The sequence below is a fragment of the Corynebacterium parakroppenstedtii genome (assembly GCF_019754935.1).
Lineage (GTDB): Bacteria > Actinomycetota > Actinomycetes > Mycobacteriales > Mycobacteriaceae > Corynebacterium > Corynebacterium parakroppenstedtii.
Genome location: NZ_JAGSOA010000001.1, coordinates 398029 through 416630, shown reverse-complemented (window position 1 = coordinate 416630; position 18602 = coordinate 398029). Strand labels below are relative to the sequence as shown.

11 protein-coding genes are annotated in these 18602 nt (G+C 59.0%); all 11 read left to right on the top strand.

What is annotated here, in order from left to right; all coding sequences use genetic code 11:
- Positions 1–79: 79 nt before the first annotated feature.
- Positions 80–670 (top strand): YceD family protein, encoded by a 591-nt coding sequence (locus tag KCQ76_RS01755; RefSeq protein ID WP_046202725.1) that lies wholly within the window; start codon positions 80–82, stop codon positions 668–670.
- Positions 663–1403 carry a ribonuclease III gene (gene rnc, locus KCQ76_RS01750; RefSeq protein WP_046202469.1) on the top strand — a complete coding sequence of 247 codons (741 nt, stop codon included), beginning with the start codon at positions 663–665 and terminating at the stop codon, positions 1401–1403. Before KCQ76_RS01755 ends, rnc begins: the two co-directional genes overlap by 8 nt.
- Before the next feature lie 120 nt (positions 1404–1523).
- Entirely contained in the window at positions 1524–3053 is a 1530-nt protein-coding gene (locus tag KCQ76_RS01745; RefSeq protein ID WP_046202468.1) for an alanine/glycine:cation symporter family protein, read from the top strand.
- Between the two features lie 81 nt (positions 3054–3134).
- Positions 3135–3449 (top strand): acylphosphatase, encoded by a 315-nt coding sequence (locus KCQ76_RS01740; RefSeq protein ID WP_046202467.1) that lies wholly within the window; start codon positions 3135–3137, stop codon positions 3447–3449.
- A 48-nt stretch (positions 3450–3497) separates the two neighbouring features.
- Positions 3498–7058 (top strand): chromosome segregation protein SMC, encoded by a 3561-nt coding sequence (gene smc / locus KCQ76_RS01735; RefSeq protein ID WP_046205170.1) that lies wholly within the window; start codon positions 3498–3500, stop codon positions 7056–7058.
- 49 nt (positions 7059–7107) lie between these two features.
- Entirely contained in the window at positions 7108–10782 is a 3675-nt protein-coding gene (locus KCQ76_RS01730; protein WP_152646897.1) for a hypothetical protein, read from the top strand.
- A 72-nt stretch (positions 10783–10854) separates the two neighbouring features.
- Entirely contained in the window at positions 10855–12798 is a 1944-nt protein-coding gene (gene ftsY, locus KCQ76_RS01725; RefSeq protein WP_046202724.1) for a signal recognition particle-docking protein FtsY, read from the top strand.
- Positions 12799–13074: 276 nt separating this feature from the next.
- A complete protein-coding gene (locus KCQ76_RS01720) occupies positions 13075–13977 on the top strand; it encodes a GDSL-type esterase/lipase family protein (RefSeq protein WP_046202464.1) in 903 nt (300 codons plus the stop codon).
- A 527-nt stretch (positions 13978–14504) separates the two neighbouring features.
- Entirely contained in the window at positions 14505–15791 is a 1287-nt protein-coding gene (locus KCQ76_RS01715) for an ammonium transporter (RefSeq protein ID WP_046202723.1), read from the top strand.
- Between the two features lie 100 nt (positions 15792–15891).
- Positions 15892–16230 carry a P-II family nitrogen regulator gene (locus tag KCQ76_RS01710; RefSeq protein ID WP_046202722.1) on the top strand — a complete coding sequence of 113 codons (339 nt, stop codon included), beginning with the start codon at positions 15892–15894 and terminating at the stop codon, positions 16228–16230.
- Positions 16231–16233: 3 nt separating this feature from the next.
- On the top strand, positions 16234–18507 hold the full coding sequence (locus KCQ76_RS01705) for a [protein-PII] uridylyltransferase (protein ID WP_082716614.1): 2274 nt from the start codon (positions 16234–16236) through the stop codon (positions 18505–18507).
- Positions 18508–18602: the final 95 nt, after the last annotated feature.

The following is an 18602-nucleotide window of genomic DNA, read 5'->3' as shown; positions in this document are numbered from 1 at the left end:
CAGTTTTGCCCTGCTGCGGTGGTGGCCGAGTTGGTACAGGAGGACGTAGTGTCCGCGGTGCATTACCATGGGCGGTGTTATGGGAATTTCACATTCTGACCGCAAAGAATCAGTGACACCGACGGCACATAACCCGCTGTCCCTGGATGTCTCAACGGTATCGCAGCAATCGGGCGCTGTAGAGACCATCGACACCGAAGGTCCATCGCCAGTACGCATCGGCCTAGAAATGATCGCGTTTGGCGTCGGCACCCCTCTTGATGTGCACGCAACGGTCACCAATGTCGGCGAGGGGCTTGTGGTTGATGCTGAGATTTCGGGCTCCGGTGAAGCCGAGTGCGTTCGGTGCCTTAAACCGTTAACCCCGCACCTCTCCTTCCATATCAACGGGGTATGGGCGCTGACAGAGGGTTTTATCACCTCGGAGGATTCCGACGATGCGGACGACGATGATCCGACCCCGATGGTGAAAGACAATCGGTTGGATCTCACCCAGGCCGTTATCGACGAAGCAGGAGTGTCACTGCCTTTCTCTCCCACGTGCGAAGAGTTTGGTGAGGAGTGTGACTCCCAAACTCCCGAGCCCGACGGAGTATCCGGGGAGACAGAGACGGTCGATCCGCGGTGGGCAGGATTGCAGGACAAGCTGAAAGATCTACGTGATGTCTAAACAAAAGAATTCGAAGCACGAGCGGCTGACGGGCGAAGAAGCCTGGGTCGCTGCTTTTGGTGATGTTGATCATCAGCCTTTACTCGATGGGTTCGGAGTCTCTCTTCCTGCCGACGCTTTACGCCTGGCGCTGACCCACCGTTCGTTCGCTAACGAAAACGGGATGCTGCCGAATAACGAGCGCCTCGAGTTCCTGGGCGACGCAGTGTTAGGGCTCTCCGTTGCGGAGCGCCTGTACCGGGATTATCCCGACCGCACTGAGTCGGAGATTTCTAAGATGCGAGCCGGCGTCGTCAATATGTACGCATTGGCCGATGTGGCACGAGAGATTGGCCTGGGCGAACACGTGCTGCTGGGCCGTGGTGAGCAGCTGACTAACGGCAAAGATAAAAATTCCATTCTGGCTGACACCACAGAGGCCATGCTGGGTGCGATTTATCTGGAGCATGGTTTCCAGACTGCGAAGGACGTTATTCTGCGTTTGTTTAAGTCCAGGATTGAATCTGCGCCGACCGTCGGACTGCATATGGACTGGAAGACGGAGTTGCTGGAGAAGATTGCTGGCCGTGGTTTAGGAGAACCGGAATACAACACGACGATTTCCGGGCCGGCCCACGATCCGCATTTCACCTCGACAGTGTCCTTGCAGGGCAAAGTGTGGGGTCACGGGGAGGGGCACACCAAGAAAGAAGCGGAGCACCAGGCGGCCCGCGAAGCCCACGACGCATTGTGACGGAGATTCTTTAGAGATTCTCTGCCCATTTATTTCAAACATGTTAAATGTTTGCCGATAGCGCCGAGCGGGCCACCAGAAATTCTGGATCTCCTGTCGTTGGTCGTAGGGTAGTTCACTATGACAGCTATTGAGAACGCGGTGACTGGCTCGAGTGACGGGTTATGGACCGTCATCACGTGGGTGCTGTTAGCGGCAGGTGTGTGGTTCTGTTTCCGTACGGTCGTCGTCCAGATCCGTATGGTTCCGGAAATGTTTCGGTCGCTGACAGAAAAACCCAGTGACATTTCGAAAGATAAAAAAGGAATCTCCGCGTTCAAAGCGTTTACCATTTCGGCGGCATCGCGGGTGGGGACAGGCAATATCGCCGGTGTCGCAGTGGCCATCACCATCGGTGGGCCCGGCGCCGTGTTCTGGATGTGGTTGGTCGCCATCGTCGGTGGCGCCACCGCATTCGTCGAGTCCACACTGGCACAGCTGTACAAGGTGAAGGACACCGATTCCTACCGAGGCGGCCCGGCCTACTACATCACCAAGGGGCTGAATCTTAAGTGGTTGGCCGCTGTGTTCGTGGTCGCCATTACCGTGACCTACGGATTTGTCTATAACGCGGTTCAGTCCAACTCCATTGTCGACGCCATTACCGAGTCGACGGGCTCCGACGCGATGTGGTGGAAGGCGTTGTTGGGCGTCGCGCTGGCCATCCTGACGGCACTCATCGTGTTCGGTGGCGTGCAGCGTATTGCGTCGGTCACCAACTGGCTGGTTCCCATCATGGCTGTGTTGTACATCGTCACCGGTTTCATCGTCGTTGCGGTGAATATTGAGCAGGTTCCTCACATGTTTGCGGAGATCGTGACGTCGGCCCTGGGTATTCGCGAGGTCGCGGGGGCAACCTTCGGACAGGCGTTCATGTACGGCATTCGTCGTGGCTTGTTCTCGAATGAGGCCGGTGAGGGGTCGATTCCTAACGCTGCCGCGACTGCCTCCGTGAGCCACCCGGTCAAGCAGGGACTTATTCAGACCCTCGGCGTGTATTTCGACACGATCATCGTGTGCTCAATCACGGCATTCATCATTTTGCTCAACAACCCGTCCTTTGGTGAAGGCGTTGAGTCGACATCGTTAACCCAGAACTCTGTTGCGGCCGCCGTGGGCCACTGGGGAGTCCACTTGGTGACGGTGATTATCTTCTTCCTCGCTTTCTCGTCGGTCATCGGAAACTACTACTACGGTGAATCCAACATTGAGTTCTTCACCAGGAATAACAAAGTGATGACCGCATACCGGTTCCTCGTGTGCCTCTGTGTGCTGGGTGGTTCGCTGGGTAAGGTCGGCATCGTCTGGGCACTCGCGGACCTGTTCGCCGGCATCATGGTGGCCATCAACCTCACCGCCATTCTCCCGTTGGGCGGGGCTGCGATCGCGCTTCTCAAGAATTACCGACAGCAGCGCAACCAAGGATTGTCGCCGGTCTTCCACCGCGACGATCTGCCGAATCTGCCTGGACACGACAGAATCGAGTGCTGGGACGGGAGTGATCCCCTCACCATCCGCGGCGACGGTCAGGAAGTCTATGGACGTCGTCCGGGAACGCCCGCCCCGCAAGTCATTCGGCGCAGTGCTAACGGTTCTGTCCGCGCTGAGTGAGAATTCGTAGGCCGCCCATTAACCGGTGCAGCCGAGTAGGATACTGCGCAGTAGACGCTCGTAGGGAAGGGACCAAAGCTTATGGCTACAGCTGAATCCGGTCAGTCGCATGACCCTGTTCGCCTGACCGCGTGGGTTCATGGATACGTTCAAGGCGTCGGATTCCGCTGGTGGACACGAAGCCAAGCCCTCGAACTCGGATTAGTGGGCTCCGCGACTAACTACTCCGACGGCCGAGTCCTCGTGTGCGCTGAAGGTGAGCGGGCGCCCGTTACCGAGCTCTTGGCGCGGTTGCGTGAAGAGCCGACGTCGACCAATCGCCCCGGTTCCGTCGATAATGTGGTGGAGTCGTGGGAAGAACCACGGGGCGGGTACCAAACGTTCGAAACGCGGTAACCATTACATGGTAACCGCTAATTTGATCAACGGAATAGATTTACTGGCATGTACCTGAAGTCGCTGACCCTTAAAGGATTCAAGTCCTTTGCTTCGTCGACGACCTTAAAACTCGAACCCGGAATCTGCGCGGTCGTCGGGCCGAATGGGTCAGGAAAATCCAACGTTGTCGACGCCCTCGCATGGGTCATGGGGGAGCAAGGCGCCAAGTCTTTGCGCGGCGGAAGCATGGACGACGTCATCTTCGCAGGCACAGGCGCACGCAAACCCCTTGGTCGTGCCGAAGTCACCCTCACGATCGACAATTCCGACGGTGCCCTGCCCATCGACTATTCGGAAGTCTCCATCACCCGACGGGTGTTTCGCGACGGGGGTGGCGAATACGAAATAAATGGCGCCAGAGCCCGCTTGATGGATATCCAGGAGTTGCTCTCTGACTCGGGAATCGGCCGGGAGATGCACGTCATCGTGGGGCAGGGGCGGCTGTCTACCATCTTGGAATCCAAGCCGGAGGACCGGCGAGCCTATATCGAAGAAGCGGCCGGAGTTTTGAAGCATCGCCGCCGCAAAGACAAGGCCCAGCGCAAGCTCGTATCTATGCAGGCCAATGTGGACCGGCTGCGCGACCTCACCGCAGAACTTGAACGACAACTTAAACCCCTGGCCAGGCAGGCGGAAGCAGCCCAAAAAGCCGCGACAGTGCAGTCGGACCTTCGCGAGGCTCGACTCAACCTCGCCGCGCACTCGCTGGTCACCGCGTGGGACGATGCCGACGAATTGACGCGCCGGGCCAATGAGGCGCGGGAGAAAGAAGAAGCCCTCGTCGAGAAGCTCGAGGAATTGCGCGAACATGTCGATGAACTGGAACATCGCGTTGCCGAGCTCGGGCCGCGGAGTGAAGAGGCCCAGCAGCTGTGGTTCCGGTTGTCGTCCTTGTCGGAGCGTGTCACGGCGACCGAACGTATTGCCGCCGATCGGGCATCGGCGGATGATCAATCCGAGGACTACCGCGGCCCGGACCCGGAGGATCTTGAAGCGCGGGCCCGCGAGGCCGCAGAGCGCGAAGAAGAGACCACTGCCGCGGTGGAAGAAGCAGCCGAGCGGTTAGAGACCATCCGCGAGCAGGTTGATGAAAAAGAGGAGAAAGCCCAGCAGGTTGAGAAAGAGCACCTCGCTGCTCTGCGGGCTATTGCGGATCGCCGGGAGGGAGTCGCCCGTTTAGATGCTGCGGAAGATTCCGCACGCCAGCGGTTGGAGGCTGCTAATGATGACCTTCAGCGTGCAACGAAGGCCGTCGATGCGGTTGTTCCGGCCCTAGCCCAGGCGAAGAGTGATGTTGATTCAGCTCATGCTGCTCTTCAGGACCACGATTCCCAGGCCAGGGCGATACTCGATCGGGTCAGTGAGGCCGAGCGCGATGTGGCGAGCGCGGATGATCGCCTCCGTGAACTCCGCGACACCGATCGAAACTACGAACGGTCCATTTCTGCACTTCAATCGCGCATTGACACCTTAGAAGCCACGGTTCGCCCCACCAATGGGGTTTCCTGGCTCCGCACAAATTCGTCGGTGGAGTGGGGATCATTCGTCGATTCGGTCAGCGTGGAACGAGGATGGGAAGCGGCCTTGTCCTCGACGTTGGGGGAGGCGGCTGATGCGATTACCGCACCGGGGGATGCGTCGGGAAGTGTGGGTGATGCCCTCGAATCGCTCGTTGCTGCCGATGCTGGCCGGGCGTGGATTATGGGCCAATCGCAGGAATCCACCTGGCGGCTGGATGCGGATCTTCCCGCTGGTTGCGAGTGGTTCTTAGACAAAGTGTCAGTGGATAGCGAATTCACCCACGCGGTGACTGGTCTGCTTGTCGACGTCGTTGCGGTCCCGTCGGTGGCCGCCGGGGTTGCGCTGGTGCGCGACGATGCCAGGCTGCGTGCTGTGACGCAGAGCGGTATCGTCATTGGCCCTGGTTGGATGAGTGGCGGTTCCGGTGAAGCCACAACCCTTGACATCAAGTCCTCCGTCGACCAAGCACAAGAAGAATTGGCGGACTACACGGCCAAGGCAAGGGAACTCGCGGGCACCATTGCCGGCGCGGAAACGACCGTGCAGGAACGACGAGACGCCTTGGGTGCCGCCCGTGCTGCGCACACTGAGTTCACCGCCGTGGCATCGAACCTCAAAGAGCGCGTGAGCACCGCGGAAGCAGCCGTCGAACGCCTGAAAAAGGAACTCCACGAGGTCCAGGAAAACCGCGCCCACGCCGAAGGGCGCATCGATAATATCCACGCCGAACTTGCCGACTTGGCTGATCGACGCTCACGCATCGACGCGGAAATCAGTGACGCCGATGATTCCTCCGAGGAGTCGTCGGCAATCGCCCGGGACCAGGCTCACGAGGAACTGACTCAGGTGCGGGCGATGGAAACCGAGGCCCGGTTGGCGCTGCGTAGTGCCGAGGAACGAGCCTCGGCGATCAAAGGCCAGGCGGAGAGGCTTCGCCGCCAAGCCGAGCACGAGCGGGCCCACCGACGTCGGCACGAAGAAGCACAGCGGGCTCGTCGGCGTGCACGGCAACGAGCAGCACACATCGCGCAGTGGTGCGACAGCCTGGCGAAACGGGTGGACACCGCAGTCCACAAAGCGGCCGAGGAGCGCGACACACTCCACGCGCGCATGTCGGAAGCGACGGCACAGCGGGGGCGCGCGCGGGACGCATTGAGTGCCATCACGACGCAGCGCGAACATGCGCTGAAAACGACGCACGACGCGGATGTTAAACGTGAAGCAGCGTTGGTGCGGGTGGAACAGGCTGAGAAGCACATCGTCGAGCAGCTTGGTCTCAATCCCGAGGACGTTGTGGCAAACCAGGATCTGACAGATTTCGATCCCGCGTCGGAAAAGAAACGGCTGGCGTCCGCGGAGCGTGCATTGAAGCAGCTCGGCAAAGTTAACCCTTTGGCGCTGGAGGAATATAAGGCGCTGGAGGAGCGCTATTCATTCCTTTCCACCCAGCTCATGGACGTTGAGCAGGCACGCGAGGACCTCCGCGGGGTGATTAAAGATGTCGACGCCACCATCTTGCAGCTCTTTACCGACGCCTGGGAGGACGTCCAAGACGAATTCCCCCGGGTGTTCGAGACACTGTTCCCCGGCGGCGAAGGTCGGCTGTCCCTGACCGATCCCGATGACATGTTGACCACCGGTATCGAGGTCCACGCGCGCCCGCCGGGGAAGAGAGTGACGAGGCTATCGCTGCTTTCTGGGGGTGAAAAGTCTCTGACAGCACTAGCCTTATTGGTAGCGATCTTCCGCGCTCGGCCATCCCCGTTCTACGTCATGGATGAGGTAGAAGCAGCCCTGGATGATGTCAATCTCCGACGGTTGATTGCGCTCTTTGAAGAGCTCCGGGAAGACTCACAGTTGATTGTGATTACACACCAGAAACCGACGATGGACATTGCGAATGTGCTGTATGGCGTGACAATGCGCGGCGACGGGATGACACGTGTAATCTCTCAACGAATGAGCCCTCACTCCCAGCCAGTGAGCGACCCTGCTGTGGCTGGTTCAGCCGCCGGGTCGCCTGCTGGCTCATCGGAAGTGTCGTGAGCTCAGATGATCGGTGTACGTCGAATAATCGTGTAGCCACAATTGCGTCTTGGAAAGGATTACTCAGTTGTCAGGCGTTGACGCCCCCACGAGTTTTATTGCAGATTCCGCTGACCCCTTGTTGGGTTGGGCATCGACGACGGAGCTTGAACTGTCTCGGCAGCTGTCAGATCTTGATTTCGCCGTCGAGGTCAACCTCAGTGGCGACGAGTTAGAGCGCCTGGACCGTTTCTGGGGTCGGTTTGTCACTCGACAAATTTCTGCCGGGGCAGAGCTTTCCGCGGTTCTGGAGGCGTGCCCGGCCATTGTGGCGACGACGTTGGTGGGCCGCGCTGGCCGCATCGCCGATTTAAGCAATTTTGATTCTGAATATTGGGCTGGCCTTGGCGTACCCCACGATCTGGCCGAGCAGTTTTACGGGTGTTTTGACGGTCACGTGGCCGAGATTCTCTCTCGTGCTGGCCTCGATCCGATGGACATTGCTGCGTCGGGGTCCGATGGCGAGTTGGGCCGGCTTTTAGTGCATGCAACCATTCCCGCGGGGTGGATTCCAAGCCTCATCGCGCTCATCGACGAGGACCCCGACAATGTCACCGGCGCATCGCTGACTGAGCATTTTGTGGAGACATCGCCTACTCGCCAGCTGGGTCCCCTCTGCACGGTTGCACCAGAGCGTGCCACCCGCCTGTTCGACGACATCATCGAGTTTTATCGGTGGGCCGCCCAGCACCCGTATGAGGTCGATCAGTGGGCCGAATGGGGAGTGGGCAAGGACGGCTCCTATCGCGTCCCGCTACTGATTCTTGAAGATCTTGTCGACGAATTACGCGAACGCCCCGCGGGCACAGTAGATCGCTTATCGACGGTGGGGACGGCGTCGTGGGAGACGTCGCCGCGCTTGGTCTACGACGTCAACAGGGAGCGCGTGGTACTGCGTTTGCCGCAAATGCCCTTGGACGAAACCGTCGTTGAGCTGCGGTGGCGCGTCTCTATTGACGGTGAGGTCGTCGAGTACCGCACGGGCTATGACAATGACACGGAAGGCTTCTCGGAGATCCTCGACGTCCCCGTGCGCAAAGCCGCCCGGGAAATCGTCGTCAAGGAAATTGTTCGTCGGGTCTCGTGGACAATCCCTGTGCTCTCGGAGCCGTTCTTGGCGTTCACGATGCGCGGCCACAACGTGACGAGCAAGGTATCGCTCCACCACACGGACCTCATTGTGGTTTCGCCCGATGACGCGGAAATCGTCGACCCTGTCCGTGAAACCCCGTTGCCCGCCGACGATGGAGTGGAGCTTCGGGGCTGGAATGGCTGGATTGCTCGGACCGTCGACGTTAATGATGCTGCGTCCTTCCAGGTGCGTCGCCCGGGGGAGCCTGCCGGCACGGCCTTGCGCAGTGTTGATCCTCGTCAGAGAGTGATTTTCACCGAGGGCGAGTTGTGCTCACACGTTCGGTCGGTCTCTGGGCTACCTGTTCATTCTGAAAGTCTGTTGGCGGAATTCCCGGCGACGCTGTCCGGTGCCGATGAGGTCTGGTATTTATCGATTTCTTCCTACGCTGGCCCTGGTCAGGCTGGTGTTGAGGTCACCCCTGCGGAACCTGTCGAGGTGCCCGCCGATGGTGGCGCCGTCTACGTGTTTGACCCCGATCTGTATGAATCACCGTGGACGGGTGAATACATTGTCCGCCTGCGTGGTCCGCGGAATGAGTCCTTCCGCCACCGGTACGCGATTGTCCAAGGCCTGGTGACGTCGCTCGAGGACAACCACGGTTTCCGTATCCCGGTTGCCGGTGGGCTCTCACCGATGTCAGTCGAATTGGCGACGGAAAAGCCCGCCTCGATTGAACCGAACCCGGTTGAGGTCGGCGCGGATTCGGCGCGTGGCTCGGCGACGGTGAGCACCGATGACGGTGATCTGCTTCCTATCGTGGTGACGCCTCCTCGGCTGCGCTTCCAAGTTCCCCTCAAAGGCGAGGAAGCTCGATGGCGGTCGACGCCGTTGGTGTGCGCGGGGTCCGAGTTGAACGGCGAGATGTTCTTGCGTGTCCGCACGGGCAGTGAGCTTCACAAACCGGTGATTACCGCGAGGAATCATCACGGGTCCCCGGTGCGCACGAAGAAGATGATCACGTGGGACGGCATGACCTGGCGCATCCCCTTGAAGGACTTTGCGCACGCGCTTGCCTCGCAGTCTGGCGGAAGTATCGAACTGAGCTGGGTAGATGAGGAGACCCGGAAGAGCACATCGGTCCGCCTTGTGACGTTAGCTCCCACGCCGGAATGGCAGATCGAGCTGAAAGACGACACCGTGGTCGTCTCGGCGGACAAGGCTCCGGGGGATGAGACCTCGGTCGCGGTGGTCAAGGGCTCGCCCGATGGCCGTCCGCTGGGTTTGTGGATGTGGCCGACGACGGCTCCGTGGCGCCGCGCCTTGAGCGTTCGTGTCGTCGAAGGTGAAGCGACCTTGCCCGAGGAGCTTCGCAACGTCGGGCCCCTGGTTGTTCAGGTTTATTGCGCGGATGTCAGCGAAAACTTGCGCGCGCCGGCGCGTCCAGGCCTCCAAGCTGTCATGGTGGATCAGCCAGGATATGCGACGGGCCACGGGCTCGATTCGTTGAGCGCCTTCTTGGCCGGCGAATCGAAAGAAATCGAAGGCGGCGCCGAAACCTTCAGTTTGCTGTGGGACTTGCAAGCGGGCTGGATGTCAGATTCGCGAGCGTTCACGTCATTGCCTCGCGGTGCTGAAGTGGTCCGTGACGCCTTCCTGTCTAAGCCGAGTGTTGCGTTGGTGGGCTTGGCTCAATCGCTTGTCGACGCATCGAAGCGTCCGAGTGTGTTGATCTCGAGCGGGCTCGTTCGGTCGGCGTTCGATCCCACTGCGATTGATTCAGAGTCGTTGACCTCCCAAGGGTCGGCAGCTCCGTGGATCGGCGCTTTGGGAGCCTTAGCTGAGGTTGAGCGTTGGGATGCGGCGATGGTTGCTGCGGAGGAAGCTGCGGAGCAATCGTCCGAATCGTCCGACGGCGACGATGGTGATGGCGGCGACAATGGCGACGACACGAATGCGGCAAGCGACCTGGCTCCTGACCCTGACGTCACTCCTGCTCAAGGGCGGAACAATGCGTTGGAGAAACTCCGTTCCTTGGTTGGGGACCGCGCTGTTGAAGCGTTTACCACTGGGCGGGATCAGAGTTTGGACAACGCGTGCTTGGACCCCACGACTGTTCATATTGCTCGCATGCCCGAGGCTCAGCAGAAGGTTATTCTGCAGCAGTTCTTGGATAGTGCTGGGATCATGCCAGGCCCGATCAGCGAGGATAACTCCCGCTTGTTGGCCGTGTTGGAGACCTTCTCCCACCGGGAGGAGCTAACTCAGCTTTTGGGCGAAGAAGACCTCATGGTCACGGCTGCGAAACTGCTGAAGAGGATTCGACACAGCAATCGCCAGTTGTACGCTGCGGCGCGCGTCCGGTTCGATCGCCTAGAGGGAGTGGACACGGAATCCGTCGACAATCGGTGGGCGTTGGCTCCCATCGTGTCTCTCGTTTTTGCCTTGGCCGCGCGCTTGGAAGCCCACGGTGCAGGCAAAATGGGCGCTTTGTCCCCACAAGCAGTAGCAGGGTGGGCTCGTGTCGCCGAGATGCTGCCGGACCTCGTCGCCGGGGATATTGTCTCTGCCGATGCCATGGTGCTGGGTGTTGTCGGCCACAAAAGGAAGTAAATAGGCAGCAAATAGTACGACATCCTGTGGCTCCTTCTTCACAGTGCGACGGTTGCTGACATAATGGCCACTATGTCTCCTGTTGTGTTGTGGACCATTGTTGGCGTTGTTGTTGTCCTGGTGCTCCTTGCGCTCCTCATTATTTTTGGGCTGCACAGGCGTAAAAAGAACACGGTGTCATTCGAAAGTAAGGCGAGTGACACCGAGGAGAAGAAGCGTCCCGATTCGGGCAATTACCAGGCAAAAGGTGGATTTAATTTCGCAGCTGGGCCTGCGACGGGGCACAAGCCGTCACAGGCCGACGTCGTCGCCGGTGAATTTGGGCAAACGAAACAGGCTAAAAAAGAACCGGAACCAGTTTCTGCCGAGAATAGCGCCTCGACGAGCAAACAGGCTGCTGCGTCAGAAACTAGTGCGCACGCAGAAAAACCTGCACCTCAATCGACTGAGCCTGCCGACGACTCCCGTGCCGACGAAGCACCGAAGAGTCCCGATGATCACGTTGCTGGGGTGACGGAATCCCCGGAAACCGTTGATCGCGAACAGGATGAGCCGGTTGTTCCTCCTGCTGATGAAGCAGTCGACGATTCGGCTGACAAGGCTGATGAAGCTGATAAGGCCGATAAGGCCAGCAAGGCTAAGGCGGCCGACCAGACATTCGAAAACGAAACACAAAAAACGAAGACATCGGCCACCAGCGAGAACGCCGTTGAAGACGACAAGACGGAGCCGTCAGCACAGCCGGTAGAGACTGAATCGTCCTCGCAGCCCGTGGAGACAGAGTCTCCCGCGGAACCAGTCGTCGCTGCATCGTCAGCGCAGCCAGATGACGCCGAAGCTGAGGACTCGTCGGCACAACAGGAACCGGCGTCGGATAGCAGTGGGCTCTCAGAGAGCGCCCTCACTGAGAAAGAAAAGACCGAGGCCGAAGAGGCGGCGGCTGCAGCACAGTCGGTTGCTGTCGGTGTGGAAGCAGCAGCTGATCTCGCGCGCGAGAGCAGCACCGCTGAGGAACGCCCGTCGTCCACGGAATCCACCGATGAAGGCACCGCGGCTGTAGCTGAGGCGGAGCTGGAGGAACCCGCAGAAACTCCCGAGCCCGTCGATGGTCGTATCCACCGGCTGCGCGGCCGGCTGTCACGTTCTCAGAACGCCATCGGTAAAGGCGTTTTAGGAATTCTGGGCGGCGGCGATCTTGACGAGGATGCGTGGGAAGACGTCGAAGACACGCTCGTCATGGCGGACCTGGGTACTGCGGCCACGATGAAAGTGGTCGATTCCCTGCGGGAGAAAATCGCTTCTCAGGGTGTTTCGTCAGAGCAGGAGGCTCGAGCTTTGCTCCGCCAGGCTTTGATCGAGTCGTGCCACCCGGAGATGGATCGCTCTATCCGCGCGATGCCTTATGAGGGCAAGCCGGCTGTGATTCTTGTTGTCGGTGTGAACGGCACGGGTAAGACGACGACGGCCGGAAAGCTGGCACGCGTGTTGACCGCTATGGGACACAGCGTGCTCTTGGGTGCTGCGGATACCTTCCGTGCCGCGGCGGCCGATCAGCTTGAAGCGTGGGGGAGTCGCGTTAATGCCCGCACTGTGCGTGGTCCCGAAGGTGCCGATCCCGCATCGGTGGCATTCGATGCGGTAGCCGCCGGCGTCGCCGATCACGCGGATGTCGTTGTGTTGGATACCGCAGGCCGGCTCCACACGAAGAACAACTTGATGGATCAGCTGGGCAAAGTGAAGCGCGTCGTCGAAAAGAAGGCTGTCGTGGACGAAGTCCTTCTGGTTCTCGACGCGACCGTCGGCCAGAATGGTCTGGTCCAGGCCCGCATCTTTGCGGAAACAGTGGACATCACTGGTGTGGTCTTGACGAAGTTGGATGGCACGGCCAAGGGCGGAATTGTCTTCCAGGTGCAGGAAGAGCTCGGTGTTCCAGTGAAGATGGTTGGCCTGGGGGAGGGCGTCGACGATTTAGCCCCGTTTGAGGTTGAGGGATTCGTTGACGCACTGCTCGGGTAAGAATATGGCCGTGGCCGGTGATGATTGTGCGTCTACCGGTCGCGTCAGCACCCGAATAGGCAGCGTGAAAAGCTCATTCTGCAACCTATGCTTTTCAGATGAAATAATATATCGTGTTCCAACGAAACACGTTGTAGGCCGTTGTGTAGTGGGCCGTGCGGACTAGTGCGGCACCTTAACCAGGGCGCCTTTCTGTGTGTTAGGCCAGTTCCACCGCCGTTTAGCGAACTGCGTTGGCACATGGAAACTCCCCCCCGTAAAAAGAAGAGAAGTGAAATGTCCTTAGCTAAAAAGCTCTCTGCCCTCGTCGGTGTTCTTGCTGTTGGTGCCGGTGTAGCCGTAGCTGCTCACCCAGCCGAAGCTGAGGGAGACTCCAATATTGTGCTGTTGGGTGATTCGTACATGGCCACCCCAAACCAGCTGGCTCTCCTCAATGACCACATTCAAGCTGCCATTCCCGTCGCTCCCCGGTTTGCTCCTGTCACGGGTTCAGCTGCTTCCGGCTGCCCCATCGACCAGCACGATGTCGGCTCTGTTCTGCAGTCTATTTCGGGCCGAAAAGTTGAGAACTACGCATGTTCAGGCGCGACGTTGGCCGCTGCACCGACTCAAACTAACTTGAACCCCAACCGTCTTGATACCTTGGTGACCAAGGCAATCGATAGCGGAGCATTGAACCCGAATACCCAGGCTGTTCCGATTCTGATCGGTATCAATGACTTCTATAAGACCGGGTACGCCTGGAGCTTCACCCCTGAGGATCCTGCTCATGAGGCTGAAGCTGGCGCAGAGCTGGACAAGGCTGCGCATCGCATCCGTGAAGCTGCCCCGAACGCCAAGCTGATCTTCTTGTCCTACCCCCAGCTCACTGCGCCTGACGATCCGAATATGATGTGCTGGATTCAGGCTGGCGATGCTCGCCCGTTCAACACTCCTGGCTTCGGGTTCCAGAACGCTTTCAACATTATTAAGCGCCAGCAGTCGTCGGCTGCAGAGCGTAACGGTGGCACTTACCTTGATATGGCCGAATCAACTGTGGGACACAGTACGTGTGCCCCCGGCCGGGAAAACTGGGTTTCAGGTCTGATTGAGACCAACGGCAACAACGCTGCAATGTCCATGCACATGACCTACCAAGGTGTAGACAACATGGCGCAGCAAATTACGGCCAGGCTCTAAGCTATAGCCCTAACAAGCTGTCGCACTAAAGGTAACCCCGGGTTCATCACCTGGGGTTTTCGCGTATGTCATCACGTAACCCCGAAATCACGCTGCGCAGTTATTCCGTCCCGCTGTTCTAACGCGTCCCTGTCGTATTGCGTGAAAAATCCCCACTGCATACTCCAGCGAACATCTCCCTCGTAACAAAAGCGAAACAATATGGGTTTTATTTCACACGAATGAAACGTCATACTGCGACGTCGGAAACACGAGATAACCATGCTTTTTCTGTAGGCATCACCTCCTTGCCCGTGGAGTGAAAACTCACAATCACTGTCGACGTGCCGAGCGTGAATGCCCCGAATAATTATCTGCCCACAATCAGGCTTTCCGCTTGAGGTGCCGACGCGCGTGAATATCGTCCCATTTGCGCTGCTAGCCTCTTGCGTGGAGTCCTGCGAGAGGAGTCTCGTGTGCTCGTCGACCAAGTAGTTCTTGCCGCTTCGGCAACGGAGAGTGGTGTGACGGCTGGCAATTCCGCGTGGATGCTCATTAGTGCATCCCTGGTGTTGTTAATGACGCCAGCTGTCGCCTTTTTCTATGGCGGAATGTCACGTCAAAAATCCACCCTCAACATGATGATGATGTCATTCGGGGCTCTCGGGGCAATCGGAGTTATTTACGTGCTGTGGGGATACTCGATGTCGTATTCCAGCGGCGACATCGGCGGCATCTTCGCCAACCCGTTCACCAACTTCGGGCTGCGAGGAATTCTCCCGTCCGACGACGGAACATTCCCCACGGGTAGCAATGGTTACCCTGAAATTATCGACGTCGCGTTCCAGCTGACATTCGCGGTGATCACGGTAGCGCTCATCTCTGGTTCGCTTGCCAACCGTGTGAAATTCTCCACCTGGCTCGTGTTTTCGGTGCTGTGGGTCACTTTCGCGTTCTTCCCCTTGGCCCACATGGTGTGGGGCGGCGGCTTGCTGTCCGATTCCGAACACAGCATTGCTGCATGGCTATTCGGGACGACGATGGACGACGGCGAAAAAGTCGCGAAAATCGCCCCTATCGACTTCGCCGGCGGAACAGTGGTCCACATCAACGCCGGTGTTGCAGGCCTCGTCTTGGCCCTCATCGTGGGCAAGTCGCGTGATTTCTTGAAAGCCCCTCAGCGCCCCCACAACCTTCCCCTCACCATGATCGGCACGACGTTCCTGTGGTTCGGCTGGTTCGGCTTTAACGCCGGTTCCGCCTTCGCCGCCGACGGCAATGCTGCTCTGGCCTGGGTCAACACGACGGTCGCAGCCTGCGCTGCCATGATGGCCTGGCTTGCCGTCGAGCGCATACGAGACGGACACGCCACCTCCTTAGGCGCGGCTTCCGGCGTCGTTGCTGGTCTGGTTGCTATCACCCCGGCCTGTGGAGACTTGACACCTGTGACATCGATCATCCTCGGTGCTGTCGCTGGCGTGGTGTCAGCTTACGGAGTCGGCCTCAAGTACAAACTCAAGTTTGACGACTCCTTAGACGTCGTCGGTGTTCACCTCTTATCCGGTATTTGGGGAACGATCGGCGTCGGTCTGCTAGCGAAAGACCACGCCGGGCTGTTGACCGGCGGCGGTGCAGATGGCTTCCGACTATTCATCATTCAGGTGGTTATCGCGGTTGTCGCGATGGTGTTCACGGCCATCATCACCACAATCATCGGAACGATTCTCTCTGCTGCGATGGGCTGGCGTATCGACGATTCCGCTGAACGAGGCGGAATTGATTTCGCCATGCATAGCGAGACCGCGTATGACTTCGTCGGGATGGACATTCGATAGGCGTTGTTGATCCGGCGAATGGCGTACGGTGTATGGGCACAAGAAACAGATTTAACCCAGAGCTACAGAGAGACCGAGCAGGAATAAGGAGGAGATGATCGTGAAGCTTGTCACCGCTATTGTGAAGCCTTTTACGCTCACCGATATTAAGGAGTCCTTGGAAAGTATCGGCGTGCGCGGCATGACGGTTACCGAGGTTCAAGGATTTGGGCAGCAAAAAGGGCATACCGAGGTTTATCGCGGGGCTGAATATGCCGTCGACTTCGTGTCAAAAATAAAGATCGAAGTTGTTGTGTCGGATGATTTGTACTCCGACGTCATTGAAGCAATTATTTCCGCATCTCGTACCGGGAAGATTGGTGACGGGAAGATTTGGGTGACACCGGTCGACGATGTTGCGCGAGTCCGTACGGCGGAACGCGGTGAGGACGCTGTATAACAAGTGGGCGTAACAAGTAGAGGACAGCGATTGGCCGGGGTGCGGCACGAGCCAAGTGCGCCTTCAGGGCAGCTGACTGGGAGTAATTCAGCGGCGCGTAATTCAGACGGCCTTTCGTCGTCGCCGGCGTTGGTACGCGAGGCAGTCACGGCCTCGTATGAGGAGATGCTCAGCCAGTGCGACTTGCCGGATGGTTTCGCGCTGTGTGGAACGGGGTCTTTTGCCCGTCGCGAAATGACTCATTATTCCGATCTCGATGTGACGCTCCTGCACGCGGATGGCATCAAATCGGATGTGGTGGCGTCGGTCGCAGAATCGGTGTGGTATCCGCTGTGGGATCGCAACATTCCGCTCGATCATTCCGTGCGGACTGTGTCGGGCATGATCTCGACGGCATCGGCGGACATGACCGCCGCGCTATCGTTGGTGGACCTTCGTTTTGTCACCGGCGACGAAGAACTCGCTAGCTCCGCCAGGGCCAAAATCATGGCGGATTGGCGGACCTCCATTCCTCAACGCTTTGACTCTTTGGTTGCCTCCGCAGCATCGCGGTGGCACCGTTCCGGGTCCGTGGTCGCGATGACCCGGCCAGATCTCAAGCACGGCCGCGGTGGACTTCGTGACGCACAGCTATTGCGTGCGCTCGCCCTCGCGCAGGTGGCCAATGCCACCGTGTCTGATACGGACTACCAGCTGTTATTAGACGTACGCGCACTCTTGCATGATTCCATCCGTCGTGCCCGCGACATCCTGGATCCCGAGTTTGCCGCCGATATCGCCGTCGCCATGGGGCGCGGTGACCGCTACGCGTTATCCGAAGAAGTCGCCGCCGCGGCACGAAACATCGACGCCGCTTTGACTATTGGCTTTTCGACGGCACGCGCGGCGCTACCGTCACGTACGGCCCTTCGTCGCCCCATCCGTCGTCCTCTCGACGAAGGCGTGGTTGATCACAATGGGCAGATCGCTTTAGCTCGCTCGGTGAAGATGGATGATCCCGGCCTTCCTCTACGCGTAGCAGCTACCGCTGCGAGAACAGGTCTCCCCGTCGGTGAAGCCGTATGGGCGCGCCTGGAGTCATGCCCTCGGTTGCCTGAGCCCTGGCCGTCGTCGGCACTCTCTGATTTTTGTGCGGTCCTTGCGGGCGGGGATCGAACGAACGACGTCGTCGAAGCCATGGATCGGCATGACCTCTGGGAGCCCATCGTGCCAGGTTGGCGCCGTATTCGCGGAGTCATGCCGCGCGAACGAACCCACGTGTTGACCTTGGATAAGCACGCGCTCGCTGTGGTGAAGCAAGCGGCGGAGAACACGATTCATGTGCCGCGCCCCGATCTGCTCCTGCTTGCTGCTTTGTATCACGATCTGGGCAAGCAAACGGGGGATGAGGATAATCCCGAGGACCACAGTGTGGTCGGTGCTCGGATGGTCAAAGATGCTGCCCGGCGTATGGGCCTCAATCCCGCTGATGCTCGCGTGCTGGAAGTGTTGGTTGCTCACCATACGGATCTCATGCGGCTGGCCCTGAACCGGGATCCCAATGATCCAGAGACCGCGCGTGAGCTGGTCGATTGCGTCGATAGCATCCCCTTGGCTCTCGATCTTCTCGAGGTACTCACCGCGTGCGATGCTCAGGGGACTGGTCCCACCGTCTGGACTCCGCGAGCTGCCGCTTCTGTCCGACGCCTCGCCCGCGTGGCTCGGTCGCAGATGCGGATTGCACCCGTGCAGCACCCTGACTTCGCGGCCGACGTCGTTGACCTGAAGGAGACTTCTGCGCCGGTCGAAATGCAGGATGACAAGCACTTTTGGCGCTTAATCCTTGACGACGACGACCCCTCCGCGCTTCAGCGTGTCATCAACCTGATGCTCGACCGCAAGTGGCACATCCTACAAGCCCGCATCATGTGTGATGAGCCCACCGACAAGGGGTTGACCCAGACCGTTGCGATGTTTGCCCTGCATCCGGTGCATGAGGGTAAGCCCGATAACTCCGTTCTTCAGTCGCTTTACGCGCAACAGAAGTCCCGACAAACGCGTCTTCCGTTCACCAAAGATGATGCTGAACTGGTGTGGAATGGCGATATTCTCGAGGTTCGCGCACGGGATCGTTTAGGGGTTTTGGCTGCGGTGATTGGTGTTCTTCCGGAGCTTCGTTGGGCAACGGTCTCGACGTTTGCCGATACGGTCGTCGATCAGTTTGGTGTGAAGCCGGGGCTGACTCGTAAAGAGAAGGACGCTGCGGTGATGCGGATTCGGCACGCCCTCGGTGATTAAAGCATCGGAACCCGGGGGCGGGGTAGTGGTTGCCCGCGACGGTAAAGGGCGTTATCGGTGAGCCCGGTAGAGCACCGTTATCAATAAGCGCCGTG

Bases quoted from the DNA above. Each gene is read 5' to 3' on its own strand.
- KCQ76_RS01740 (WP_046202467.1), top strand. From the start codon at position 3,135: ATGGCTACAGCTGAATCCGGTCAGTCGCATGACCCTGTTCGCCTGACC.
- KCQ76_RS01745 (WP_046202468.1), top strand. From the start codon at position 1,524: ATGACAGCTATTGAGAACGCGGTGACTGGCTCGAGTGACGGGTTATGG.
- rnc (WP_046202469.1), top strand. From the start codon at position 663: ATGTCTAAACAAAAGAATTCGAAGCACGAGCGGCTGACGGGCGAAGAA.
- ftsY (WP_046202724.1), top strand. From the start codon at position 10,855: ATGTCTCCTGTTGTGTTGTGGACCATTGTTGGCGTTGTTGTTGTCCTG.
- KCQ76_RS01720 (WP_046202464.1), top strand. From the start codon at position 13,075: ATGTCCTTAGCTAAAAAGCTCTCTGCCCTCGTCGGTGTTCTTGCTGTT.
- KCQ76_RS01755 (WP_046202725.1), top strand. From the start codon at position 80: ATGGGAATTTCACATTCTGACCGCAAAGAATCAGTGACACCGACGGCA.
- smc (WP_046205170.1), top strand. From the start codon at position 3,498: ATGTACCTGAAGTCGCTGACCCTTAAAGGATTCAAGTCCTTTGCTTCG.
- KCQ76_RS01715 (WP_046202723.1), top strand. From the start codon at position 14,505: ATGCTCATTAGTGCATCCCTGGTGTTGTTAATGACGCCAGCTGTCGCC.